The 23,776-nt window shown below is 62.2% G+C and carries 21 protein-coding genes; 13 read left to right on the top strand and 8 right to left on the bottom strand.

The annotated features are described in order from the left end of the window. The first annotated feature begins 8 nt into the window (after positions 1-8). The 11 genes from ACFW3F_RS05315 to ACFW3F_RS05265 all read left to right on the top strand — a co-directional run bounded on the left by ACFW3F_RS05315 (position 9) and on the right by ACFW3F_RS05265 (position 10,626). Entirely contained in the window at positions 9-1,301 is a 1,293-nt protein-coding gene (locus tag ACFW3F_RS05315) for a glycosyltransferase family 4 protein (RefSeq protein WP_388055046.1), read from the top strand. Further along, entirely contained in the window at positions 1,298-1,876 is a 579-nt protein-coding gene (locus ACFW3F_RS05310; RefSeq protein ID WP_388055044.1) for an acetyltransferase, read from the top strand. The genes ACFW3F_RS05315 and ACFW3F_RS05310 overlap by 4 nt, the downstream gene beginning before the upstream one ends. After that, positions 1,873-3,006, top strand: coding sequence for a glycosyltransferase (locus ACFW3F_RS05305; protein ID WP_388055042.1), 1,134 nt, complete (start codon positions 1,873-1,875; stop codon positions 3,004-3,006). The genes ACFW3F_RS05310 and ACFW3F_RS05305 overlap by 4 nt, the downstream gene beginning before the upstream one ends. Continuing rightward, positions 2,993-3,841 carry a glycosyltransferase gene (locus ACFW3F_RS05300; RefSeq protein ID WP_388055040.1) on the top strand — a complete coding sequence of 283 codons (849 nt, stop codon included), beginning with the start codon at positions 2,993-2,995 and terminating at the stop codon, positions 3,839-3,841. The genes ACFW3F_RS05305 and ACFW3F_RS05300 overlap by 14 nt, the downstream gene beginning before the upstream one ends. After that, entirely contained in the window at positions 3,825-5,858 is a 2,034-nt protein-coding gene (locus ACFW3F_RS05295; RefSeq protein WP_388055038.1) for a GDSL-type esterase/lipase family protein, read from the top strand. Before ACFW3F_RS05300 ends, ACFW3F_RS05295 begins: the two co-directional genes overlap by 17 nt. Then, positions 5,855-6,511: a hypothetical protein gene (locus ACFW3F_RS05290; RefSeq protein ID WP_388055036.1), complete on the top strand. Its 657-nt coding sequence runs from the start codon at positions 5,855-5,857 to the stop codon at positions 6,509-6,511. The genes ACFW3F_RS05295 and ACFW3F_RS05290 overlap by 4 nt, the downstream gene beginning before the upstream one ends. After that, positions 6,508-7,197, top strand: coding sequence for an acyltransferase (locus ACFW3F_RS05285; RefSeq protein WP_388055034.1), 690 nt, complete (start codon positions 6,508-6,510; stop codon positions 7,195-7,197). The genes ACFW3F_RS05290 and ACFW3F_RS05285 overlap by 4 nt, the downstream gene beginning before the upstream one ends. Continuing rightward, positions 7,197-7,922: a hypothetical protein gene (locus tag ACFW3F_RS05280; RefSeq protein ID WP_388055032.1), complete on the top strand. Its 726-nt coding sequence runs from the start codon at positions 7,197-7,199 to the stop codon at positions 7,920-7,922. Before ACFW3F_RS05285 ends, ACFW3F_RS05280 begins: the two co-directional genes overlap by 1 nt. Then, entirely contained in the window at positions 7,919-9,208 is a 1,290-nt protein-coding gene (locus tag ACFW3F_RS05275) for an O-antigen ligase family protein (protein WP_388055031.1), read from the top strand. Before ACFW3F_RS05280 ends, ACFW3F_RS05275 begins: the two co-directional genes overlap by 4 nt. Further along, positions 9,205-10,266 (top strand): capsular biosynthesis protein, encoded by a 1,062-nt coding sequence (locus tag ACFW3F_RS05270; RefSeq protein ID WP_388055029.1) that lies wholly within the window; start codon positions 9,205-9,207, stop codon positions 10,264-10,266. Before ACFW3F_RS05275 ends, ACFW3F_RS05270 begins: the two co-directional genes overlap by 4 nt. 84 nt (positions 10,267-10,350) lie before the next feature. Beyond that, positions 10,351-10,626 (top strand): cyclic-phosphate processing receiver domain-containing protein, encoded by a 276-nt coding sequence (locus tag ACFW3F_RS05265; protein ID WP_388055027.1) that lies wholly within the window; start codon positions 10,351-10,353, stop codon positions 10,624-10,626. 3 nt (positions 10,627-10,629) lie between these two features. On the opposite strand, the gene ACFW3F_RS05260 is transcribed toward ACFW3F_RS05265, so the two are convergent. Next, positions 10,630-11,631: a cellulase family glycosylhydrolase gene (locus ACFW3F_RS05260; protein WP_388055025.1), complete on the bottom strand. Its 1,002-nt coding sequence runs from the start codon at positions 11,629-11,631 to the stop codon at positions 10,630-10,632. A gap of 116 nt (positions 11,632-11,747) precedes the next feature. Between ACFW3F_RS05260 and ACFW3F_RS05255 the strand changes: the two genes are divergently transcribed. Further along, the gene (locus ACFW3F_RS05255) at positions 11,748-12,533 is read left to right on the top strand and encodes an SGNH/GDSL hydrolase family protein (RefSeq protein WP_388055024.1); all 786 of its coding nucleotides are present in this window, start codon (positions 11,748-11,750) and stop codon (positions 12,531-12,533) included. Positions 12,534-13,496: 963 nt separating this feature from the next. Here the strand turns inward: ACFW3F_RS05255 and ACFW3F_RS05250 are convergent. From ACFW3F_RS05250 to ACFW3F_RS05220, 7 genes are all read right to left on the bottom strand, one after another. Next, positions 13,497-14,912, bottom strand: coding sequence for a polysaccharide biosynthesis tyrosine autokinase (locus tag ACFW3F_RS05250; RefSeq protein WP_388055022.1), 1,416 nt, complete (start codon positions 14,910-14,912; stop codon positions 13,497-13,499). A 2-nt stretch (positions 14,913-14,914) separates the two neighbouring features. Further along, positions 14,915-16,000, bottom strand: a complete 1,086-nt coding sequence (locus ACFW3F_RS05245) for a polysaccharide pyruvyl transferase family protein (RefSeq protein ID WP_388055020.1) — start codon at positions 15,998-16,000, stop codon at positions 14,915-14,917. A gap of 2 nt (positions 16,001-16,002) precedes the next feature. Beyond that, on the bottom strand, positions 16,003-16,782 hold the full coding sequence (locus ACFW3F_RS05240) for a glycosyltransferase (protein ID WP_388055018.1): 780 nt from the start codon (positions 16,780-16,782) through the stop codon (positions 16,003-16,005). A gap of 272 nt (positions 16,783-17,054) precedes the next feature. Continuing rightward, positions 17,055-17,945 carry a glycosyltransferase gene (locus ACFW3F_RS05235; RefSeq protein WP_388055016.1) on the bottom strand — a complete coding sequence of 297 codons (891 nt, stop codon included), beginning with the start codon at positions 17,943-17,945 and terminating at the stop codon, positions 17,055-17,057. 28 nt (positions 17,946-17,973) lie between these two features. Beyond that, positions 17,974-18,306 (bottom strand): hypothetical protein, encoded by a 333-nt coding sequence (locus ACFW3F_RS05230; RefSeq protein ID WP_388055014.1) that lies wholly within the window; start codon positions 18,304-18,306, stop codon positions 17,974-17,976. A 981-nt stretch (positions 18,307-19,287) separates the two neighbouring features. Continuing rightward, entirely contained in the window at positions 19,288-20,607 is a 1,320-nt protein-coding gene (locus ACFW3F_RS05225) for a hypothetical protein (RefSeq protein WP_388055012.1), read from the bottom strand. Next, on the bottom strand, positions 20,591-21,625 hold the full coding sequence (locus ACFW3F_RS05220; protein WP_388055010.1) for a glycosyltransferase: 1,035 nt from the start codon (positions 21,623-21,625) through the stop codon (positions 20,591-20,593). Before ACFW3F_RS05220 ends, ACFW3F_RS05225 begins: the two co-directional genes overlap by 17 nt. Before the next feature lie 1,223 nt (positions 21,626-22,848). Between ACFW3F_RS05220 and rfbA the strand changes: the two genes are divergently transcribed. Further along, positions 22,849-23,733 (top strand): glucose-1-phosphate thymidylyltransferase RfbA, encoded by an 885-nt coding sequence (rfbA, locus tag ACFW3F_RS05215; protein WP_388055008.1) that lies wholly within the window; start codon positions 22,849-22,851, stop codon positions 23,731-23,733. Positions 23,734-23,776: the final 43 nt, after the last annotated feature.

The raw sequence follows: 23,776 nt of genomic DNA, 5'->3' as shown, positions 1-23,776 counted from the left end.
CGGGCCCGGTGAGCGGCGACGTCGAGCCACCGCTTCGGTCCGGGAGCCGCAAGTGTGTCGACTTCATCGCGATCAACTACGCCCCCGAGGTCACCGGTATCGCGCCCTACGTCACCGACATCACCCGGCGCCTCGCCGCCCGCGGGTGGAGCGTGCGCGTCATCACCGGCTATCCGCACTATCCGCAGTGGCGGCTCGACGGTGACATGTCGGACTACACGTCCACCGTCGTCGATCACGGGGTCATCGTGGTGCGAGTACCGCACAGCATCCCGGAAGGCACTGCGCTGGTGCCTCGCTCGCGGATGGAACTCGAGTTCGGGCTGCGTGCCATCGTCGCACATCTGCGCCCCGAAGCGGTCACCGTCATGGCCAGTCCTCCGCTCATCGCGTCGGCGCTGGTGATGATGCGCCGCAAGGTCGGACGCCGCACCCTGTCGCCGATGGGGGTCTGGGTTCACGACCTGTACAGCCAGGCGGTCAGCGAAGCGGCCGCGGGCGGCGGCCTCAGTCGCAGCCTCGTCAGCAGACTCGAGCGGTTCGCGCTCTGTTCCGCCGACGAGGTGGCGGTGGTGCACCCGCGCTTCGGCGAGATCATCGTCGACCGTCTCGGCGTCGACCCGGCGGTGGTGACCCATGTCCGTAACTGGACGCAGGTGCGCCACGCGCCACGCGCGCCCCGCGACATCGCGCGGGCCCAGCTCGGCATCCCCGACGACGAGATCGTCGCGGTCCATGCCGGCAACATGGGCCAGAAGCAGGGCTTGGAGAATCTCGTCGAGACGGCCGGCCTCGTCTCCGAATCACCCGATGCCGCAGCGCGGAAGGTCCACCTGTATCTGGTCGGGGACGGCAACCAGCGCCGGCACCTCGAAGACCGCGCACGCGGTTGCACGGACGTCACGTTCGTCGACTCGCTGCCCGACGACCGGTTCCACCTCATGCTGTCCGCCGCCGACGTCCTGGTGGTCAACGAGAAACCCGGCGTGGTCGAGATGTCCCTGCCGAGCAAGCTGACCACCTACTTCAGCTACGGAATCCCGGTGGTGGCAGCCGTTTCCGAGGAGGGGATCACGGCTGCCGAGGTCCGGCGCTCGCGCGCCGGCGTCGTCGTCCCGGCCGGCGACCCCGCCGCACTGCTGTCGACGATCGCACGGGTCGCCACGGACACCACCGCGGCCCAGACGATGGGCGAAGCCGGCGAACGGTATTCGCACGAAGTCCTCGGCGCCGACGCCGCCGTCGAGAGGTTCGAGATGTGGCTGCACAAGCTGTCCCACCATGCCTCGGTGCGGGTATGACCGTGACGACGCCGACCACGACAACCGCACGCTCGGAGATACTGTCCGAGCTGGAACCCCGACGCCTGCGCGACTACATCGTCGACAAGTCCGATCGCGGCCGCAATCGCGTGTGGATGGTCACCTGGCTGGGTGTCGGTGCCGTGCTCCGGTGCGGGGTGGGCGGCACGCTGCTGCGCTCCTCCGTGTTACGCGCCTTCGGCGCGCGGGTGGGCGCCAGGTGCGACATCCACCGGAGCTTCCGGGTCCACTTCCCCTGGAAGCTGGACGTCGACGACGGGGTCCGCATCGACCGCGATGTGTGGATCATCAATCCCGAACCGGTGTCGATCGGCGCCGACTGCTCACTCGGCCCACGCACGGTCATCTGCTCGGGCGGGCACGATCACCGCTCGCCCACCTTCACCCGCACGAGCGAGTCGGTCGTCCTCAGTGCGCGATGCCACCTCGGCAACGGGGTCACGGTGCTGAAGGGTGTTGTGCTGCAACCCGGTACCAAGGTTCCGGCCGGCGCCGTGGTGATCCCGTCGATCTCGGCGAAGTCGCGTCGGGCGACGTCAGGCGGCCGGCCATGAAGATCCTGCAGGTACTCACACTCCTGTCACCGACCGGCGAGTTCGGCGGGCCCGCAACCGTCGCGGTCAACCAGAGCCGCGCGCTGGCCGCACGCGGACACGACGTCACGCTGATCGCCGGCTCACGCGGCGGGCCGGCGTCGGTCCCCGACGTGCCGGGTGTTCGTGTCCACACGTTCCCGACGCGAACCGTCGGACGCGGGCACAGCTGCTCGCGCATCGTCGCGCCGTCGATGCTGCGCTGGATACGGTCACACGCAGGAACTTTCGACGTCGCCCACGTCCACCTCGGACGTGACTTCGTGACCCTTCCCGCCGCTCGCCTCCTGTCGAGGAGCAACGTCCCGACTCATGTGCAGACACACGGGATGGTCAATCCGCGGCCGTCGCTGCCCTATCAGGTGATCGACCGGACCCTCACCATCCCGGCGGTGCGCGACGCTCGAACGGCGTTCTATCTCAACGACGTCGAGCTGCGGAAGCTGCGAACGGCGGTCGGCGATTCACCCCGCTACTCCTACCTCGGCAACGGCGTGCCGCTGCCCGACGCGGTCTCGGCAGCCCCGCGAGACGGACTACCCGAGGTCCTCTTCCTCGCCCGGCTGCATCCCCGGAAGCGAGCGGTCGCCTTCGCCCGCGTCGCTACCGACCTCGCGCCGCGATTCGCGGCCCGCTTCACGATCATCGGACCCGACGAGGGCGATGGGCCTGCCGTCGACGCGGTGCTGCGCACCTTCCGCGCGACGCACGACGCCGAGGTCGCCGACCGCGTCCGGCGCGAGCCGCCGATCGCCACCGACCGGGTGGCCGGTCGACTCGCACAGGCCACGATCTACGTTCTCCCGTCGATCCACGAACCGCTGCCGATGTCGGTCCTCGAGGCGATGGCCGCCGGGCTGCCGGTGGTGGTCACCGACACCTGCGGATTCGCCGGTCTGATTGCCGATGCCGACGCCGGCCTCGTCGTCGATGCCTCGATGGACGCGTTGTCCGCGGCCCTGACCGGTCTCCTCGCCGACCCCGACCGGGCGCGCGCGCAGGGCCTGCGGGGGCGGCGCGCCGTCGAACAGCACTGGGGCATCACGTCGATCGCACAACAACTGGAGGAGCACTACGATGCGGTCAGCTGAGCTCACCGACACGACGGACAGCGTGGAGACAGTGAGCATCTCCGTCCTCGTTCCGTCCTTCGATCCGGGTGCTCACTTCGAGCCGGCGATCCGGTCGGCACTGCGCCAGTTGGGTCCACACGACGAGATCGTCATCCAGGACGCCGGTTCCACGGATGGAACCCAAGACCTCATCGCCGCTCTCACCGAGACGGACCCGCGGGTGAAAGCCGTGATCGAGGCGGACGAGGGTCAATCGGATGCCCTCAACCGAGCGCTGGCGCGTGCCACCGGACAGTGGGTGCTCTGGCTCAACGCCGACGACGTGCTCGTCGAGGGAGCACTTGTCGCCATCCGTGCCGCGGTTCGTGAGTCACCTGGCGCGACGGTGCTCACCGGAGATCATCAACTGCTCCGGGCGGCCGGTGATGTGGTCGGGACGTACCGCGGCAAGCCCATCGAGACGCGAACCCTGCTGCGACGGTCCACGTGCGCGTCATTCTCCGGGTCGGTGATCATCCGCCGCGACTATCTGGAGTCGCTCGGCGGGTTCGACAAGCATCTGCACTGCACGATGGACTACTCGTTGCAGTTCCGTATCGCCGAAACCGCGCCGGTACAACAGTCGATGCCGGTTCCGCTCGGCGCCCTGCGTTTTCACGACGCCTCGAAGTCGGCCAACCTGTGGCGGACCTTCCTCGCCGAGTCGTTCCGACTGCGGCTGCGATATGCGACGTCACCGACGGAACGCCTGCTGGGCCTCCTGGGCACCGCCGAGCAACTCGTCTCGTTCCTCGTGTTCCGCATCCGGTTGACGCCGGGCTATCGAAGGTTGCGCGGTGTCCTCCGCCATTGAGCAAGGTCACGCCGACAAACGGCTGCGCACCGACGCCACCGTACGGATTCTGGCCCGGGTGGCCAGTTCCGCGATGCTCGGCGCCTTTCTGTTGCTCCTGGCCAGAGCACTGCCCGTGGACGCCTTCGGGCAGTACATCCTCGCCTACACGCTCGGCGTGGTGGTCGGCCTCGCCGCGGGCTTCGGTGCACCGATCCGGGTGATGCGTGTCAGCGCATCCGACGACACCCCCACCGCCGCAGCTCTCTACGTCGCGCACACCGTCGCGGTTTCCGGCGTCTTCCTTGTCGCCACAGCGGGTCTGCTGTTCGCCGGGTTGCCCGCGATCGTCGTTGCGGGCGTGGTGTTCGCCTACTCCGACACCGTCCAGAACTTCGCACAGAGCTTCCTGGCCGGCACCCATACGCACACCGCCGCCAGCTGCCTCATCGTCGTCCCGCGTGCCGTACCCCTCGTGGTGTGGTGCGGGTTGGCGCTGTCCGGTATCGGCCTCGATGCAGCCGCACTCGCCGTGATCTTCTCGTGCACGGCGGTGACCGCACTGGTGGTGCCCGCGGTTCCCATCGGAGTCCGGGGACTGCGGCGCGCCACCCGTGAACTCCGCCGGCCCGGTGCGGAGACCGTCCGTTACTGGGCGCTCGCGATGTCGGGAACACTGGCACAGCTACAGGTCTCGGCACTCGCCGTCTTCGCCACCCCGCTGACCGTCGGCTATTTCGCGATGGCCACACGCGTCACCGGGCCGCTCACCCTGCTGTCCGCCGCGCTGTCGACAGTTGCGGTCCCCGAACTCGCCCGCACCGTCGACGACGCGTCGACGTTCGACCGGATCTACCGCCGCTACCGGAACCTCGTCATCGTCTACTGCGTCGTCGTGATCCTCGCGGCATGGCCGGCCGCCTGGGCCGTCGTGCACATCGTCGGCACCAAATACGAACCCGCTCAACTGCTGTTGACCGGCGTGATCATCGCGGCCGGGATCTCGTCGCTCTCGCAGGCGATCAGCGCCAAGCACATCGCCGCGGGACGCCCCGACACGGTGACCGCAGCGATCGTCCTGGGTGGTGGGGCCACCCTGGCCCTTCTGCTCCTCGCCGGCGCGCTCGACCACGTCGGCGCGATCTGGCTCGCGCCCATCGCCGGTCAACTCCTCGTACTCGCTGCCCTGCTCTCCGACGTCCACGAAGGTGGGAGAATGACCCGACTCATCCGAACTCATTGGGAAAAAGCACTTCTGGCGGTCACCGTCGTGGTTCTGACCGCCACCGCCGGAGTGGCCTTCGCAGTCGCCCGCGAACCCGCAACCGACACCGCGGCGCACAGCGCCGGGGTCGAGGTCACCTCCGCCGCATCGACGTCGCGGTCGGCGAACGGCGCTGGGGTCGGAGGCGCAGCGACCACCGATGCGGCGGTGAAGATCCTCGTTGTCGGTGACAGCTTCACCGAGGGAACAACATACGGCGGGAAGGGCAGTTCGAACTGGACGCGCATCGCCCAGGGCCGGTTGTCCGACGCCCGACCGGGCACATGCCCCGTGCTGTTGCGGGTGTCCGGCCGGGGCGGCGCTGGGTACCTGACCACCGGTATCCGGCACACCACGTTCGCCTCCGAGGCGCAACGACTGCTCACGCCCGACGTGTCGGCGATCGTGCTCGTCGGCAGCGGCAACGACCTCTCGCATCCGTCCAAGCAGTACCGCGCCGCGGTCGACGACACCATCCGGGCCGTGCGCAAAGCTCGACCGGATCTGCGCGTGGTGATCGTCGGACTCTCCTGGATCCACGACGGCCCGATCGGCCCGGACTATCTGCGTGCCAACAGGTTGCTCGCGGACGCGGCGAAGCGGCAAGGCGTCTCCTTCATCGATCCGAACAGATCCGGGTGGTACTCCGCCCCCCGCGACCATTCGATCGTGGGTGCCGATCAGCGTCATCCGACCGACGAGGGGCATGCCCTCATCGCGGAGCACATGACGCCCGTCCTCGAAGGTCTCGCGCGGAAAGGCACATGCGCATGAGCCCGCTGCGAGCCACCCGTGATCGCGTGCGGGTCAGCCGCATGGTGACCGCTCTGGGAGTCATTTTCTGCCTCGGACTGATCCTCACGATGGGGATGCTCACGTACTCGTCCCAACACGACACGGTGCAGGCGACGTCGCGCGTCGTACTCACCTATGAACGCGACGCACTGCAACCGCCAGAGGATTTCGATCCCGCACCCACGATGCTCCTGACGCGGAGTATCGAGTCGTACTCGTCTTTGGTCACGAGCGAGAACTTCCTCCGTCGGGTGATCGACACCCACCACATCGCGATGAGTCCCGCCGACCTCCGCCGTGCGGTGTCGATCACGGCCCCACCCGAGACGACGATCATGGATTTCACCGTCCGCGGCGACGACGCGCTCACCGTCGAAGCTGCCGCCATGGGCGTCGGACGTGAATTCACCGCAGCGCTGGCAGAACTCGAGTCACCCGCGCCGATTGCATCGCTCGTGCTCGGGCCGGCCGATGCCGGTCAGACATTCCCCGAGGCGCTGCTGCGCACCGCTCTGCTCGCGACCCTGGCAGGTCTGACCGTACTGGCGCTGGCCGTGATGGTCACCCGACGCCGCGCCCACCGACCACTCCCCCAACCCACACCGCCCGCTGATGTCTGGAGGACACCATGAAGCGACCCAACAAGTGGCTCAGCCTGATCGTCTGGCTGCTCCCCGCGTCGAAGGCGAAGAACGCAGCGCTGCGTGCCCTCGGCAACACCATCGGACACGACGTCAGCCTGGGACCGAACCTCGTGCTCGGCTGCGGACCGTTCCGCATCGGAGACCGCGGAGTGATCGCCCCGTTCAACATCTTTCGGCAGATGGCACGAGTCGAACTCGAGAAGGACAACTTCATCGGCCGGTTGAACCAGTTCACGTCCGCGCCGTCGTATCAGAAGTTCAGCGACCGCGCCGGGGTCCTGTCGATGGCTGAACAGGCCGCAGTCACGAACCGTCATTACTTCGACTGCTCGGGCCGGATCGAGATGGGGCCCTACAGCGCGGTGGGCGGCACCCGAAGTCTCTTGCAGTCCCACGAGATCGACATCGTCGAGGACCGGACCACGATCGGCACGATCACGATCGGCGAGCGGAGCCTCACGGCGACCGCCTGTCTCATCCTCAAGAACGCTGCCGTTCCGCCCTATTCGCTCGTCGCCGCCGGCTCGGTGGTGACCGCGTCGACGGATGCCGCCATCGGCGACGCCGGACTGTATGCCGGCGCTCCGGCACGGTGGCGACGCGACCTTCCCGAATGCAAGTGGTGGTACCGGTCGTCGTACATGACGCCGGTGCGGGGGGTCGAGGGATTCTGATGGTTCCGACCTCCAAGTCCAGGCTGTCGACGACGACGGCCCTGGCGCTGCTGGCCGCCGCTGTCGTCGCCCTGGTTTCGGCGTGCGACACCGCGGCTCAGGCCGAACGATCCGACGATCGTGTCGCGTCGGCGCAGGGCGCCGCCGTACACGTCGACTACGCCACCGCGGCCGCCGTGCCTCCCGGTTTCGTCGCCGTCGAACGTGGCCGCAACAGCCACCCGCTCCGGGTCTCGGACGGTCGTCTGCTGCACGGCACGTCGTCGGCATCCGGTGCGGCGTCGTACATCTCGACCGACCTCTCGCCCGTCCGGATCACCCGCATCGGCGCGACGGTGAGTTTCACCGGAGACGATGCCGGGGCGATCGCCCTACTCGTCAGCGCGAAGCCGGTCCCGCAGAACGAGTCCGACGCAGCACCCGACGCCGCGGTGCACTTCGTCGCGACCCGGACGCGATGGTCGTATGCGATCTGGCAGGCGGGTGACGCCGGACAGACGATCCTGGGCCAGGGCACCTACCGGACCGCGTTCGATCGTGACGCGGCCCGGTTCGAGATCGAACTGGACGGGGATCGGGCGAAGGTCTATCTGCCCGACGCCACGTCCATCGTGTTCACCGACAACCGTATCGCCGAGTTCGGCGGCAGCTGGGCGACCTGGGAACTGTACGAGGACGCCCCGGGCACGAGTCCGGCGTCGTTCCGCGAGTTGTGGGCGTCATGACCATGATCTTCGCGACGCTGCTGGTGGCACTGGGACTCTTCGTAGCAGTCGCCTACGACAGGCTGTGGGCTCAGCATGTCGATCGGTTCCTGTGCAGCTGGCTGATCGCGTTGACGGCGTGGCCGGTCATCGTCATCTACGCCGTGGCCCCGGCGTTGTGGTCGTCGGCCGACGCCGCCGGCGCGATCTTCGCGGTCCTGCTGTACGGCCCCGCAGCAGCGATCAGCGTGGCGGCCGCACTGCATGCGGTGGCCACCCACGACTTCCGCATCGACGGTTCGGCGGCGGTTCTCGCGCTACTGATGGTGTACGCGTGCGCGGCCATGATCGTCGACGGGTCTGGCCGGATCGTCAATCTCCTGATGTCGATGGCGCTGCTGATGGGATTCGTGTTCCGCTACCGATCCTTCGAGCTCGACGACGTGGCCAGGTCCGCCCGCATCGCCCTCGTCGCGACGACGGCGATCCTGCTGGTCTCGGTGCTGTTCAACTCTTCTCGGGTCGTCGGCGCATGTCGAATCGACAAGTGCACCGATCTCGGCGCGGTGCTCACCTCACCGTTCGCCGGCAACGGCAACCTCGCGGGGATCACCATCACGGCACTGTTGCCGTTCGCCGTATATCGAGTGGCCATGTGGCGTGTGCTCGCAGCGGTCGCCGGGGTCGTGTTGATCGGCCTGCTGGCCGGCAGCCGAACGGCATTCGGCGGAATCGCGGTGGCCGGCGTGCTCGGGGTGCTGCTGGCCGTCCCGTCGATCACCTCTCGCGTGCGCAACCTGATGTTGGGTCTCGCACTCGTGGCGAGCGCGGTCTACTCGCTGTTCCCGCTCTACATCGGTTACACCAACGCCGATTACAGCTTGCGGGGTTATCTGTGGAACCAGGCGCTGCGGGAGATCCCCGACCAGTGGTTCTTCGGCCACAACCCGGCGTTCTGGGTGGAGTCCGGCGCGTCGTTGTTGTTCAAGGCCAACTACTCCCCGCACAACGGCTGGCTTGAGATCCTCCTCTCGGTCGGGGTCTGGGGCGTCGTACTGATCGTCCTGGCCGCCGTCGTCAAGGTTGTCCAGACAACCGACGGCACCACACGGGCGTATCTACTCGCCTACTTCAGCACCATCCTCGCCCTCAGTTCGCTGGAGGCGGTGTACGTCCCGTACTTCCTCGGCATCGCGCCGTTCGCGGCACTCCTCCCGTACTTCCTGTACCACCACCGTTCGCCCCGATCCCTTCCACCCGTGCGCAGTCACGAGGTGCCCACCGAGTCACAGATGGAGCTCCGATGAAAGTCCTCAATGTCATTGCCGCGAAATGGATGCTCGTCGTGGCATTCACCCTGATCGGTCTCATCGCGGCCATCGGGTACTCGCTGCTACAACCCCAGACCTACGTGGCGACCGTCCGGACGTACATCGCCACCGGCACCTCCGACATGTTGGAGGCCTACCAGGGGAATCAGGCGGCCCGCGCGAGTATCCAGACATTCGCGGTGCTCGCCACCGATCCGACCGTTGCGCAGCGGGCGATCGACAGGTCGGGAGTCGACATCTCGCTGCCACAGTTCCTCTCCGAGATCTCGGTCAGCGTCCCGCCGCAGACGGTCATCCTCGATGTCTCGGTCCAGAACTCGACGTCGGCCGACGCGGAGCGGTTGTCCACCGCACTCGCCCAGGAACTCGTCGGCACGGTCACCGCTCTGCAGGAACCGACCAGCGGTGGTCCGGGTGCGCTGCGCCTGGTGGTCGTCGACCCGAACACCCAAGGCGCCGTGCGTGAGCAGCTCATCGACCCGATTCTTCTCGGCATCGGCGCGGTGGCCGGCGCGCTCGCCGGCTCACTGATCGCGCTGCTACTCCACCGCCGACGCGGTGGCATGTCTGATGTGGAGGCGCTCGACACTGTCCCCGACGGCCCGACCACCGGTGACATCGAAGTCACCATCAATCGCCCGTCGAGCGCGATGCGAAGCCAGCACGTGCCGGTCGAGCAGTCGACGGCAGCGAACAGCCACCCTCCGCTGGTTGAGCCGGCACCGAGCGAAGCGAGGCGCCGTGTCGAAGCCACCCGCCCCCCGCTAATTGAGCCGACACCGAGCGAAACAGGCAGCCGCCCCCCGCTGGTTGAGCCGGCACCGAGCGAAACAGGCAGCCGCCCCCCGCTGGTTGAGCCGGCACCGAGCGAAACAGGCAGCCGCCCCCCGCTGGTTGAGCCGGCACCGAGCGGAGCGAGGCGCCGTGTCGAAACCACCCCCCGCCACGCCACTTACACAGCTCGCCACACCCTGAGCCGGCACTCCGCAACGCGGCTCGGCGGCGGATTCGCGGGGCCTGGCCGGTCCATCTGACAGTTTCGCGAAGCGGTGTCCACCTCCGGGAGCTGGCGTAAAAGAAGATGCCCTAGCCGCCCTCGCCCGGCATGATCGTCGGTCATGAAGTTGTGGGTCGACGATCTCCGCATCCCGCCAGAAGGCTGGGAGTGGGCCAAGACGAGTGCTGAAGCAATCGACCTCCTCGACGCCCGAGTCGAGGAGGTCGATGTGATGTCACTCGATCATGACCTCGGCGGGGATGACACGACCCGGGCGGTGGTGCTGTGGATGTGCGAGCACGAACGGTGGCCGCGCGAAGTCCGGGTGCACAGCGCCAATCCGGTTGGCGTCGAGTGGTTGACCGGAATGATCAACCGGTATCAGCCCCGCTCGTAGTGCTTAGCCAAGGGCCGATTGCAGAGCACCGACAACCGGCTTCGGCGAACCGTCGAATCGGTATAACCCGAAGTTCGAGTTGTCTTCCGCCTTGTTGGCGGACAGGTCGCGAGTCGTGAAGAGGAAGATCGCCGCTATCCACGGCAGGCCGTTTGCCCGGTTGACAGCGTCGACGATGATGCTGGACTGCACGGCCTCGGTGGTCGACGCCGGCGTGTTCCCGGTCGGCTGCCCGAACTCGGTCACCCACATCGACTTCGTCGAGTCACCATTCGCCACCATGATCGCCCGCCCCTCAGGCAGAACGGCCGCTCCCCCGCCGTCACCTGCCCGGGGGTCCGCGGTGATCGGATACGGCAACGTATACGGGTGTACGCCAACGCCATTGAAGTAAGGCTTCGCGCCGAGGGCGTACATGTCCGAGATGAAGGTGACATCTCGCGTTTCGGTGCGGAGACTCGACAGTCCGCCGGTGATCACCGGCTGATTGGCGCCGGCCGCTCGGATGCCGCCGAACGCGGCTTTGAGCAATGGAACGTACTCTCCAGCCGTGGGCGGGATCAAATAGTGGGCGAGGTTCGGCTCGTTCCACACCTCCCACGCCGCCACGCGTGACGAGTACCGAAGTGCGACCTGTCGCGCGAACTCACCGAAAGTCGACGGGTCGGCGGGAGAGTTTCCGTTCAGGAGCGGGTTCGCACCTGGCTTCTGCGCCCATACCGGCGCCGGGCCCTCGAGGTTCATCAGGATGGACAACCCTTTGGCCCTTGCGGCGCTGACCGCGGTATCTAGTCGCGTCCACGTGGACGAGCTAGAACTCGACGGCTGCAGCAGATTCCATTTCGCCGGGATGCGAATGGCCGTCGCGCCGGTCGCCTTGATCTGGCTCGATTCGCTGGCAAAGTCGGCGCCGGCGTACTGGGTGGAAATCGAAGCGACTCCCACGCGCACGCGGGGAGCCGAGTTCGCTGACTGCGGCACGGTGACGAGGAGCAAGATCGACACAGCACCGATGCAAATCGCAACTGAGAGACGACGCATGAGTTTCTCCCGCTCGCTATTGACCAAACCGATAGAACCACATCTCGGATGGTTGGATACCGTATTTCGGGCTAAATCTGATGGTCGAATTCCGGCTTATCGCTGCACCGGCCGCACCGGCTTACGTCGCCTTGGGAGACTCACGCGCCGCAGCGCCGACGATGACCTCGGCACAGCATCCGGACAGCTGCGGACGTACACGCGACGCCTACCCGACGCACCTCGCCGCCCAGCTCCGGATGAATTTCACCTCCGTTGCCTGCGTGTACGCCACCACGGCAGACGTCACGACCCGCCAGCAGACGACATCATTCGGTGCCCGGCCCGTCCAGATCAACGCACTGTCGTGGTCCACGCGACTGGTGACTCTCTCGATCGGCGGCAACGACCTCCGCTGGTGGTCGATCGTCTCCTCCTGCTTCACGCCCAGGTTCGGCCAGGACGCTCGGTGTCGCCAAGATCGAGCCATGGCCGACCGGATGACCTCGGCCCTGACAGCTGTGGCACCGAAGATCGGCGCAACTCTGAGCACCATCCGCGCCCGCGCACCCCTCGCTCGCGTGGTCCTCGTCGGCCACGGCGGCTACTACGGCCGAACCGGCTGCCCCGGCCAGGCGAACATCAGCAACGCCGACGCCGCGTACCTACAAACCTTCTTCAAACGATTCGACGCCATCCTCCGAACCGCTGCCGTCACCCGATCGATGACCTTCGTCGACGTCGCCTCCGCCGCCGTCGGGCACGACGCATGCGCCGGCGCAGCCCGCTGGTTCGAAGGGAACGCCTCGCAGTCCCAGACCCAACCCCGCCACCCGACGCCCCTCGCCAGCCGTGCGATCGCGAACCTGATCGTGCGAACGCTATGAAATTCGAGCCAATGCAGGATGCCCACGAAGGCCACACACATCACCCGCCCGCAGACCACTGAGCCGCAGGCTTTTGGTTCAGACGACGGCCGGTGTTGCACCACCCATCGGTGGAACGTCATTTGACTGCCGCGGGTACCTTGTCGGCATACTGGCTATGCCCCCGGGGCTGGGGTGTATGCAAACCCGGTGAGCGCCAAATCCCGTTCGAGTGCCGACACACAGTCAGCCACAGCACTAGCAGCTGCTACGACAAACCTGATCGAAGCACTCAATGGCGTCGGCACTAGCAGCGACCCGACGATCATCACCCGCATGCCGGTAGACGACCGCTAGCTCTACGGCGGACCGACCAGAACGTCCGCTACGCAAGTCACTCACGCCCGGCCCCCGTGATCACAGCACTGTGGGCATCGAGATCGAAGGCTCCGTCGGCTCGAAGGCCACATGTAGAACGATTAAGAACCCAAGGTTAGAATAGCCAGTCCCTCGATAGCGCGGATGAAGATAAGAATACTAGTGGCCACGAAGAGCTGGACGGGCAAGGCGTTAGAAGCCTTTATGGGCAGAGCCGGGGACCGACTGCTAGATGATCGCCGACGGCTACGAGGTCGTCGGGACGCCGATTGAGGCGACTTTTTACCTCCCCAGTAGAGCCTTCGCTCATCTCGACGGTCCGCCACATCTCGTACCCGCATTCGCAACCCATCCGCAGAAGGTACAGCGAGAGCAGAAATAATGGTGGGCACCGTGCGCGCAGACGCAGAGGTGGAGCACAGTCATATTCAAATAAACCGCATCCAGCTTGCCCAGGGCGGTTTAATATCCTCTGGCTCGATCTAACGTCGCCCACCGTCATGGGACAAACGCAGTCGCGCTAGACGATCGATCCGAACGTCACCCGAATCCCCACAAATATCTTCGCGACCAGTCAGATAGGGAATTGCAGGACCCGATTCGTAATCATTTCTTGGTCATCGGCTGCGCGCCAGCACCCGTATAGGAATACTGGTAAGACCCCTCCAAATTACGCACTCCGTTAAGCAAGATACCAATAATGCGTGTTGATGAACTTCTCAACTGATCACACGCGCTACGGAGTGCCGACTCCCTAGTTTTTGCGACGCGTCCCACCACTAAGACCCCATCTACACAGCCGGCGATCACCATGGCGTCAGTTACAGGAATCACCGGTGGAGAATCGATAATCACGTAATCGTAAGAACTCGACAGCTCCGCTACTCCAGACTTGAAACGCTCGGACCCCAGCAACTCGGCCGGGTTAGGCGGGATCGATCCGCTAGCGACAAGATCGAACCCCCTCAGAGGAGCTTGCTGCACGACGTCCGCCATAGCGGTGTCACCCCGCAAGTAGTCGGTGAGCCCTACCGCAGAACTCGCTGACAACATCGCCGCGACCCTAGCTCTCCGTAAGTCAGCGTCGATCAGCACTACACGCTCACCCGCCTCGGCCAGTGCCGCGCACAAATTGACGCATGTAGTCGACTTACCATCCCCTTCAAGTGCGCTTGTGACCAAGATGATCCTCGCAGGATGGTCAACTTCTACATACTGCAGATTGGTTCTTAACTTGCGGAACGCCTCCGCAGTAGAACTCCACCCACCTGTAAATGACGGAACAAGCTCGTCACTCCCTTCGCGTTGATTGGGAATGCGCCCGAGCACCGCGGCCCCAGAAGCAGCGACAGCTCCTGACTCATCTTGCAACCGACTGTCCAATCGATTACGAAGTACCAACAGACCCAGGCCCAAAATCGCGCCAATCAAGAGGCCGACGCCGGTATTCCGATACACACGGGGTGAAACCGGTGTATCACTTACCTGCGCAGGACTTACGACGGTCATCTTGGCGAGGGAATCGCCGCCTCCCACCGGTCGCTCTAGCTCCGAAACGTAGTCAGCAACGGACTCCGCCGCCGCACGCGCAAGCCTGGCTGCCACCGCAGGGTCCCGATCCTCGGCGCTGATTGTCAGTAGCACTGTATCGGGCGTATAGGAAGCAGTGAGCGCGGACTGAATCTCGGGTATGGAGAGACCCACTCCTGATCGCTCCATGACCTCAGCCCCGATGACATCCGAGTTGATCAACTTCGCGTACGACAGGACTCGCTGCTGAGACGCCATAGAATTCTGGTACGCCGCATCTGAGCGCTCCCCTCCCTGGACGCTCACGTAAAGTGTCGATGACGCTGCGTACAGAGGGGTCTGGACCAGACTGCCAGCAAGAGCTAGACAACCACCCAGCAGCGCCGCCCCAACCAGCATCCACCACCCGCGGCGGAGCACACCAAGCTGACGTCGGAGGGGGTCGGCAGAGGATGACCCTCGCGTGTGTTCTGTTGACAATTTCTGCTCCATAATCAGCTACCCGCCTCGACACTTGCACTTAAGAGCATCGAATCTAGTTGACCCGAGGCCTCGGACATACTTTCCTGGGCACTGCGCACACGCGACCAGTATGTATCCGGATCATTCTCAATTCGATCGACAACTTTAGCTACTTCGGCACCTGAGGTCCTTCGGCAATCTAGAACGAATTCTCCTAAGCCGAGGTCCTCGAATGCGCCCCAGCTCTTTCGTTCGTATCCTAGATGCACAGCGGGATACCCGCGCAGTATCGCTTCAAGTGCACCGTGCAGTCGTGTACTCACAACCACCCGACACTGGTCCCCGTTCAGGACCTCGCTGACAGGCTTCGCGCAGCCGCCTGCCAACCGCTGCGAAAGCGGAACATCATTGTTTCCCCGCGCTGATGCCTGTACGGCCCAATCAAATCGACCTGTGTCAGACATGTCCCGGAGCGTATCGTAGTACGTACCGGGACGGTCGATCTCACGAGCAATGGCAACCGGCCTACCGAACGGGCCATCAATCGTGCCAATCTCATTCTCAAAAAGCTCCAGTACGGCCAGATCGGGAGTTCGCTTCACATTCTGCGCTCCTGCAAGAAACTCCAGAGATCGATCGTCCCTCACGTGGAAAGCTTGAAGTCGACCTACTCGATTGAGAACAATACGACTGAGATACTTCGGGTATGGACCTATGCTCTGCGGTAGATACACCGCCGGCGCATTTGCTGAAGTTGCAGCCTTCAACTGCGAGTAGTGAGCAAAGAAACTCTTAGCGAGCTCTAGAACCGAGCTTGCACGCAAATAGCCACCGCCAACCCCGACAATTAACCGAGCGGCATCCAGCTCGGACAGCAGATGCCGAGCGGGTCCCGTCAAGCTAACCTGAACAGTCGACCACCGAGACGAAGGGGCTAATAACGAGCGGGCTGCCGACCATGATCTGACCTCGTACTCAGGGAACGAACCAGGATCCTGCGCCACGATGACAATTCGGTCTTCCGGAAAGATTCTCGATAGACGGCGAACTGTCAAGTCCACTAGCAGCCCGTCTCCCGAGTTCGTCCTGCTGTACGCATGCAGCACCACTATGGACATTGTCAGCCCTCTTCATTTAGAAATTGGGTCAGCCTACTATCGACCTTGTAACCGCTGACAGCGTCGACAGCGCGCGAAAAATCCGAGATATACAAGGGGTTAGTCGAGTCGGCTGTCTCTAGTAGCTCGACCAGTTCGGCCTGATCCTCAAACAGGTGCAGCGGCCCCTGCCTCGACAGGTCTGCAAACGCCTGGATTGCGGAAGCTATGACAGCGCGACCACGGGCCCAGCACTCCCAGACGAAGACCGGTTCCAGCTCGGAACGACTCGGCATGATCGCAAGGTGAGCTTCATCGATCAGCTCGCCTACGTCTGAGACATATCCAAGAAACTCAACGGTGTGCGGGGGGGTGATCACTCGACGCACAAGTTCACGCAGCTCTAGGTCCTGCGATCCGGAACCCGCAACAAGCACATGAATCGGCCGGCCGACTTTTGGAATAGCCAACATCAAACGGTCTAATCCCTTCTGCCGCTCAAGCCTCCCGCAGAAAAGTAATCGAAGGGGCGCCTTTGCATCGTACGTGACAGCCGTAGCCCCTTTCACATTCAACGGCAATATGTTGGCCTCTACAACAGCTTGCTCTTCAGTAAGCACTCGTCTGTTCACGAGGAACTCTAAAGCTGCCGCCGAAGGACTAGTCACAAATACGGCATTTCGAAGCGCGATCCTCTGGAAAACGTCTTCAACTCTTCCGCGCATGCCGACAGAGTCAACCCAAGGCATCTGATGTACGGACGCGACGAAACGCCCTTGCAACTGGTGCGCCATTCCCGACATGCCGATCACCACGTGCCCTGCCCGCAACAAGGAGAATATGCGCGAAGCGTGGCGAAGCGCCGGACGGATCCTCCTAGACGCAAAGAATGCGCCTCTAGCACTACGGCGACAATCAAGAAACGTGATCCTGACTCCACGTCTCACAATTTCGTCATAATTGCGAGAACCCTCAAAAAGTACTATGACGTGCGTCAACTCGCATGGCAACCGACTCAGAAGGCCGTTCAGCGCCTTCTGCGCACCACCGCCCTCTAACCAGGGCACTAGAACAACTATTTCAGACATGCAGGGTCCCATTTCGGCAGGTCCATCCTCAGCCCCCACTGTCTCATCACCAAAAGGCGCTTAAGTCTGGTTCTAGCCGACTTCGACGAAGTCCTAGCAGCCAAAACAGCCCCCAGTAAGGTGACAAGCAAGAACTCGAAGCGAAATAGATAGCTTCCCACACGTCCCAGTCGATAGGCAGACAACCGTATCGCAGCATCCGCACGAGCAGCCTCCACTAGCGCTGAATGAGAGGCCTGCGAGGACGCAGCGCTGTGAGTGACATGAACGCCAGGGACAGCCATTAACGCAATACCGCTATGTCGCGCACGCGCAGACATATCCGCGTCCTCTCCGTAAAGGAAAAACCGACTATCGTAGGGCCCTAATGCCAAAAGAGTTGATCGGGAACCAAAACAAGCGCCGCCCGAAACTTTCTGAATCTCAACTGCATCTCGTCCAGATCTGCGCTCAAGATATCGCCGATACCAGGCCCGCCTCACGACGCGCGAAAGACTTGAGATCCACAGCATCATGGCGTCAACTTGAACTCGCTGTCCAGATATCAACCATCCGCAGTAGATGCGATCACCGGCCGCCATATCACGCGTCGCGAGGGATGCAAGGCGGTGAAGAGCACCGTCCCCTAGACGAGCATCTGGATTGAGCAGCAGTATCCACTCATGCCTCGCGAGTTCGACGCACCGGTTCGCAGCGGCGGCAAAGCCGACGTTTGGACTACTAATCCACACATCGACCGCACCTCGAAACTGATCGAAAAGGTCTTGGCTAGACGAGTTGTCGTGAACGACGATTTCGACGTCGCCGACCTCGCTACCTTGTTGCGAGCGAATTGAATTAATACATTCTTTGAGCAGAGCTGGGTCGGTGTTGTACACGACGATACCTACAGATATCTCAGCACGATCATATGTACTTGGCACTGAACGCCCCTTCTTCACCGCTACGCGCTTGCAAATTTGAACGATAATTAAAAATCAATAACCCAATTCCTACTCCAAGAAGCAGGCCTGAGGGTCTTACATAAATCGAATCATAGAACGCGCCAGACACCACCGAGGTAACGACTATAGCCGCTCCGAACTTGGCCATTGCCGGTTGCCGCGCAGAAACAAGGACAGCGATGGAAAAGACAGTTGCGACCCCTAATGCGATTAGACCCAGTAATCCAAAATCCCAGAACACAGTTACGAACTGATTGTCGACAGTACTGAGGCCGAAAGCCGATGGTGTCGTCATCAGCATGCTTTCGAATTGCCTTCCCCCATGGCCCAGTAGGGAGCACGCCGAGCCACATGTATTGGGTAGCTCGAGCATAGACGATAGTGCACTAGCCCGGACAAGAGCGGACTCCGAGTTCGACAGTTCCGAGAAGCTGAAGAGCCTGCTGATCGCTGACCAACTACCGCCGTAAACAACCGATGCAATAAGGCCGCACGCGGTCAGAGCGAAAGCGAACACGACCCCAAGCAATCTGCTCTCGATCAAAGATCTCAAACGTATCCCGACTACAACCAAAGCCAGCACACCAAGAATCAGTGCCGACCTGGTTCCAGTCGTTGCTAAGGTAATTGAGAGGGTCGCTACGGATAACGCCATCCACTTCCATTGCCTCTGTCGACCAAAGATGACTGCACAAGATATCGCAATGACAACAATTATGAACGCCGCCGGCACCGGGTGACCAATAAACCCTCTTGCACGGAAATCTAAGGTTCCGAAGCTCTCAAATCTGTAGGTCCCCAGTAGGGCGGTGTACCAGTGGGTCCGCAGGACAGTTTCTACTAATAGTGTCGCTGCCATCACCGATGATGCTATGGTCAACACTTTCGGCGTGCACAGGTGTGCAACTAGGAGTCCGACGATTATAGGCGTACAGATGAATAGTCCCCCGATTGCGCTCCCTGGACCCGCCGCGAGTAGTGGCACAGAAGCAATGAACAGGAGACCAAGTATCAGCCATGACAGGGCGCTACCGGCGTAGCTGAGGGCTAGCATTAGTGCGAGTAAGAGCGACGCCGCAGAGCAGAGATATATGGTGCGAGCGAATGCCGTATTCACTACTACAAAGTCGACCGGTATCAATAGATATAGGAGCGCGGTTGCAATCGGCAGCAACGCGAGTGGACCCATTTTCAGTACAGCCGTTGCGGACATTGACGTCATGAGTGAACCGTCGATATGAGCGACCCCGGAATGTTTCATGCTCTCGTTCATGGATCAGCTAGCCATCGCTAGTTTGACATCAGCGCGTCGTAACGCATGCGGAACCCAGAGGCTAAAAAGGCTCGACCAGAAAAAGAGGCTTCCAGCAATCGCCAGTGCGGTACCCCACGCGGACGAGGTCATGACCGCTATACCCCCTAGAACGGTTCCAGTGATTGCAGCAGGCACTAGATAGACAAGTTCAAATTGCGGTTTCCCTAGACCAGTCGATACTAAGACGCCCGGGGCCGTCATCGCATGTGCCGAGTTCGACGCAAGCAATAGAATCAGAAGTAGCAAGAAAAGAGGATCAACCTGATCCTCAAATATGCGGTACGCGAGATACCCGAAGCCCAGAGTGGCGCAGGCGCCAACTAGAACCACCGCAGCACTTACGATGTATGCCTTCCTTAGTACCGAACTGACCTCGCTTCGGAGTTTCAATCGTGCCGCCTCGTGGACGAATCCTAAACCAAGTGTGAGTAACGCAGTCTTGGGGATTACGGCAATTCTAGCGGCTAAATCGTAGTTGGCAACGAAATTGGCGTCCGCACTAAGGGCGATCAGCCAGCGATCGACCTGGGTAAAGGCGAGACTAATGAATGAAGCCGCGCCCCGAGCCGCCATGAAAGTCTTCACTTCTGCCAAAAAGTCGATGCGCGAGGCAGAGGCACCGGCGGTGAGCATCGCACTCCTTGAACTTTGCTTGCGTTCCCCGATCCTGAAGTCACTCAAGTAGAACGGCAAGAGCGGAATGCAGCTGGCAAGAATTGACAGGGGCATTGCTATCACACCCACGCCGGCCGCCAGTAGTAGCCATGCTATGACGCATTGCATCGAAACCTGCAAGATTAGGTTCGAAGCCCGCGATACGAAGCGTTCCCTCCCGAGAGCTATGGCCGCTAGAACGATCAATAGGCTTCGGAAAGCAGCCCCTATTCCAGTCAGAAGCAACATCGCCTGCATTCCGGAGGGCGGTTCTACCGCAATGTGCGTAGAGTAGATGGGCCATATAAGCGCCGCTACAACTCCGACTATTAACGAGCAACCGCCACTCAGTCCGCCGAGCACAAAGACCCGCTTGTACGAGACTGGCCCGGCCCCGGAAATCCGAACAGCCAGACTTGGCCCACCAAAGTCGATGAGCAATCCGATTGTCGCGATCGTCGCAACCAGAGCCCATGCAGCGTACTGTTGATCGTTAAGATAGAAGCGTCCGAGGATCGGTATCAGAAGTGCGAACGTGGTCGATACAGCCGCCGGGGCACCACTCTTGAAGAGGCGGGTGACGAAGCCTGATCCTGATGACAGATTGTACCTAGACAGCGGGGTCACCAACGGTTCCATACACTTTCACCAGTGCTGATCTCGCTATCTCCAGCGAGTTTTCACTAACTACCGCATCCGTCTGGCATGCGACTTCGGTCGAGAACGATTCGTCGCAAAAGAACTTCTCGACTACCTTCGCGACTTCGCGCGGACTCGCGCCGCCGAGTACGTAGCGGAGGGATTCCATCGAAGGAATATCTCGTGAAATCACAGGACATCCGGCAGACGCCGCCTCAATAGCTGAGAGCGGAGAGCCCTCCCAGCGGGCAGTGTGTAGGTACAGATCAGCACGTTGTAAGTACGAAGCAACCTCATCTGGAGACAACCAGCCTGTGACCTCGACGCCAGCTGCAATTAGGGCTTCCTTCATTGCTGGTTCTCCGTCACCGATCCAGGTGAACGTGTAGCCTCTGCCTAGAATCTCCGCGACGTTCTTGAAAAAGATCGGGTCCTTCTGCGTCGATAATCTACCAACACCGACGACATGACATGCGCCACCACCATCAGAAGACTCTCGAGGCGTTGTAACTCTTCTTTCCGCGAAGTTGGGAACCAGCACCTTCTCACCCGAGCGGTTCAGCTCGCGTGCGATCGCTAGTTCACGCGGGCTTACGCCAATAACTGTACTGTGCCTTCTTGCCAGCGCGGCCTCCAAGACTCTGTAAATCCCTAGGACGATTTTGTGCTCGCTATCCCGCTCTATTGCGAAACAATGTGGAGAATACACCACGCGTGTTTTTTTCGGGATCCAAGCCCTTAGAAGTCCGGCATAGGATGAGTGTAGATGAACCACGTCAGGCTGTTTTTCTGCGATACTTGCCCCTGCTGATCTTAGAAAGCCGAGCAGACTTCCTTCGAAGTAGATTGTACGAATAGAGTCCGGCCAATCATGTGTCTGCTGGCCAGCGCGAACACGGGCAAAGACCTCGTGCGAGAACTCTTGAGAAATTAACGCGTAGTTATATATTGCGGTGTGTATGCCACCGCCAAGGGCCTCGGTGATGTGCAGAACGACTCTCGCCAATGTACTACCCTTCTGTCCTGACTTGGCTCGCCTGGCGAACGAGAGTCATGAAGTCGATGCGGGGGTGCGTGAGCGTCCACCCGCGAGACGATTAGGTGGACGATGGACTACTCGCGCAAGCTCTCGACTACAAAGTGCGATTTGCCCGGCATATACCATCTCCACAACCGGGGTGCTGCGTCTGCTCGAATTGCAGGGACGGGAAAGGCGATGGGCTCGTGTGCGGCGATACTCGCTAACTAATAGGGTGCGGGTGCATCTCGCGAGCCCGACAGCTGCAACCGGTAGCGCATACCGAGTTGCCCTGTCCGCACCCACCGCAGCGGCTAGGTTCGTCTTAGTACCCGACACTAAGTCCCGTAAGCTCCCTGCGCCCAATCGCCCCTCGTACCGCGCGTGGCGTGCTTCCTTCCGCGCTAGTGCGGAGCATAGCTCTGCGGCCTGAGTAGCCGGACGATGGGCCACTGTCTACCTCCCAAAAAGGATCGACCTTATGGTCGGCGACTGGTCCGATGCCGAGCCGCCCGAACGCCTGCCGTCCGCTCCCCAGCAAACTATTCTGCGGATGAAGTGAGCGTATTTCAGCGTAGTCCGGGTTACAACTCAGAGGAGCAGTAGAGTCCAGGCCCGCGACGTCCGAAGGGCATTACGAGAGCGCCGTTTTGCCGGCTGCCGCGGGGTTCGCATGACGGGCCAGAGCCAAGCACGACCTCCCGCGCCCCAGTATGCAGGACGTTGACCTGCAAAGAACGGTGCTTGATGCCGTCACGTCGCCCGTCCTGGCATCGACAATGAGCAGTTATGCTGTGCATGCCATAGCGGCTGGGGCTCCGATGTAGCGGACTTGATCGTCCGCGAGGACCCTGTTCTCGTCGCAGATTTTTCTGTGTCTCTTTCGAAGGTCGTAACAAATCGGAGTTGCGGAACCGCGAACACACGGTCCCCAGGGTGAGTCCGCGCTGCAGACGTCGACACTTTGTCAGTGCGGCCAAAACGAGGGGTGTTAAGCGAGCACTCGAATGACGGGCTCATGTCGGCCGAGCGACTGTGCCTACCAGGTACCGACGTGAATCTGTGCCTCAGTTGTGGGTAGGCGCATTCTGTGCGGCTCGCTGAACTAGCACCGTTGATTGAGTTATCGATGCATGGGCATTTGAAGCTTCTTCGTCACATCGGACCGAAAGAGTTCTGCAAGTTCACCTCAAGACCATTAGCCTAAGGTTATGAAGGGCATCATTTTGGCTGGCGGTACGGGCACGCGGCTGCACCCCATCACGCAGGGGGTGAGCAAGCAACTCGTCCCGGTCTACGACAAGCCGATGATCTATTACCCGCTTTCGACGCTAATGCTGGCCGGGATCCGCGACATCCTGATCATCACCACCCCGCACGACGCCCAGGCCTTCGAGAACCTGCTCGGCAACGGCGACCAGTTCGGCATCGACCTCACCTACAAGACCCAGCCCTCCCCGGACGGACTCGCGCAGGCCTTCGTCCTCGGTGCCGACCACATCGGTACCGACTCGGTGGCACTCGTCCTCGGCGACAACATCTTCTACGGACCCGGACTCGGCAGCCGGCTGCAGGGTTTCGAGAACGTCGACGGCGGTGCGGTGTTCGCCTACTGGGTCGCCAACCCGGAGGCCTACGGCGTGGTCGACTTCGACGCCGACGGCACCGCCATCTCGCTGGAAGAGAAACCGGCACAGCCGAAGTCGAACTTCGCGGTGCCCGGCCTGTACTTCTACGACAACGACGTCGTCGACATCGCCCGCAACCTGCGGCCCAGCGCCCGCGGCGAATACGAGATCACCGACGTCAACGCCCACTACCTCGACCGCGGCAAACTGTCGGTCACCGTCCTGCCGCGCGGCACGGCCTGGCTCGACACCGGCACCTTCGACAGCCTCCTCGACGCCGGCAACTTCGTCCGCACCGTCGAACAACGCCAGGGACTCAAAATCGCTGTCCCAGAGGAGATCGCGTGGAGACAAGGCTTCATCTCCAGTGATGAGCTTCAACTGCGCGCCGAAAAGCTTAAGAAATCTGGATACGGGAACTACTTAGAGGCACTCTTGGAACGCGCAGACGCCCTAGGTCAAGAGTAGGACAGATACCCGTGACAATCAGAGTAGACTTTTTTCTACCTGA

Source organism: Gordonia sp. NPDC058843 (assembly GCF_042743165.1).
Classification (GTDB): domain Bacteria; phylum Actinomycetota; class Actinomycetes; order Mycobacteriales; family Mycobacteriaceae; genus Gordonia.
Note: the sequence above shows the minus strand (reverse complement) of the source record. Positions and strands in the feature narration are given on the sequence as shown.

What these genes read in the sequence shown, in the direction of transcription:
- ACFW3F_RS05310 (WP_388055044.1), top strand. Translation starts at nt 1,298, where the DNA reads ATGACCGTGACGACGCCGACCACGACAACCGCACGCTCGGAGATACTG.
- ACFW3F_RS05305 (WP_388055042.1), top strand. Translation starts at nt 1,873, where the DNA reads ATGAAGATCCTGCAGGTACTCACACTCCTGTCACCGACCGGCGAGTTC.
- ACFW3F_RS05300 (WP_388055040.1), top strand. Translation starts at nt 2,993, where the DNA reads ATGCGGTCAGCTGAGCTCACCGACACGACGGACAGCGTGGAGACAGTG.
- ACFW3F_RS05290 (WP_388055036.1), top strand. Translation starts at nt 5,855, where the DNA reads ATGAGCCCGCTGCGAGCCACCCGTGATCGCGTGCGGGTCAGCCGCATG.
- ACFW3F_RS05285 (WP_388055034.1), top strand. Translation starts at nt 6,508, where the DNA reads ATGAAGCGACCCAACAAGTGGCTCAGCCTGATCGTCTGGCTGCTCCCC.
- ACFW3F_RS05280 (WP_388055032.1), top strand. Translation starts at nt 7,197, where the DNA reads ATGGTTCCGACCTCCAAGTCCAGGCTGTCGACGACGACGGCCCTGGCG.
- ACFW3F_RS05275 (WP_388055031.1), top strand. Translation starts at nt 7,919, where the DNA reads ATGACCATGATCTTCGCGACGCTGCTGGTGGCACTGGGACTCTTCGTA.
- ACFW3F_RS05270 (WP_388055029.1), top strand. Translation starts at nt 9,205, where the DNA reads ATGAAAGTCCTCAATGTCATTGCCGCGAAATGGATGCTCGTCGTGGCA.
- ACFW3F_RS05265 (WP_388055027.1), top strand. Translation starts at nt 10,351, where the DNA reads ATGAAGTTGTGGGTCGACGATCTCCGCATCCCGCCAGAAGGCTGGGAG.
- ACFW3F_RS05255 (WP_388055024.1), top strand. Translation starts at nt 11,748, where the DNA reads ATGGTCGAATTCCGGCTTATCGCTGCACCGGCCGCACCGGCTTACGTC.
- ACFW3F_RS05250 (WP_388055022.1), bottom strand. Translation starts at nt 14,912, where the DNA reads ATGGAGCAGAAATTGTCAACAGAACACACGCGAGGGTCATCCTCTGCC.
- ACFW3F_RS05245 (WP_388055020.1), bottom strand. Translation starts at nt 16,000, where the DNA reads ATGTCCATAGTGGTGCTGCATGCGTACAGCAGGACGAACTCGGGAGAC.
- ACFW3F_RS05240 (WP_388055018.1), bottom strand. Translation starts at nt 16,782, where the DNA reads ATGTCGGGAATGGCGCACCAGTTGCAAGGGCGTTTCGTCGCGTCCGTA.
- ACFW3F_RS05230 (WP_388055014.1), bottom strand. Translation starts at nt 18,306, where the DNA reads ATGACGACACCATCGGCTTTCGGCCTCAGTACTGTCGACAATCAGTTC.
- rfbA (WP_388055008.1), top strand. Translation starts at nt 22,849, where the DNA reads ATGAAGGGCATCATTTTGGCTGGCGGTACGGGCACGCGGCTGCACCCC.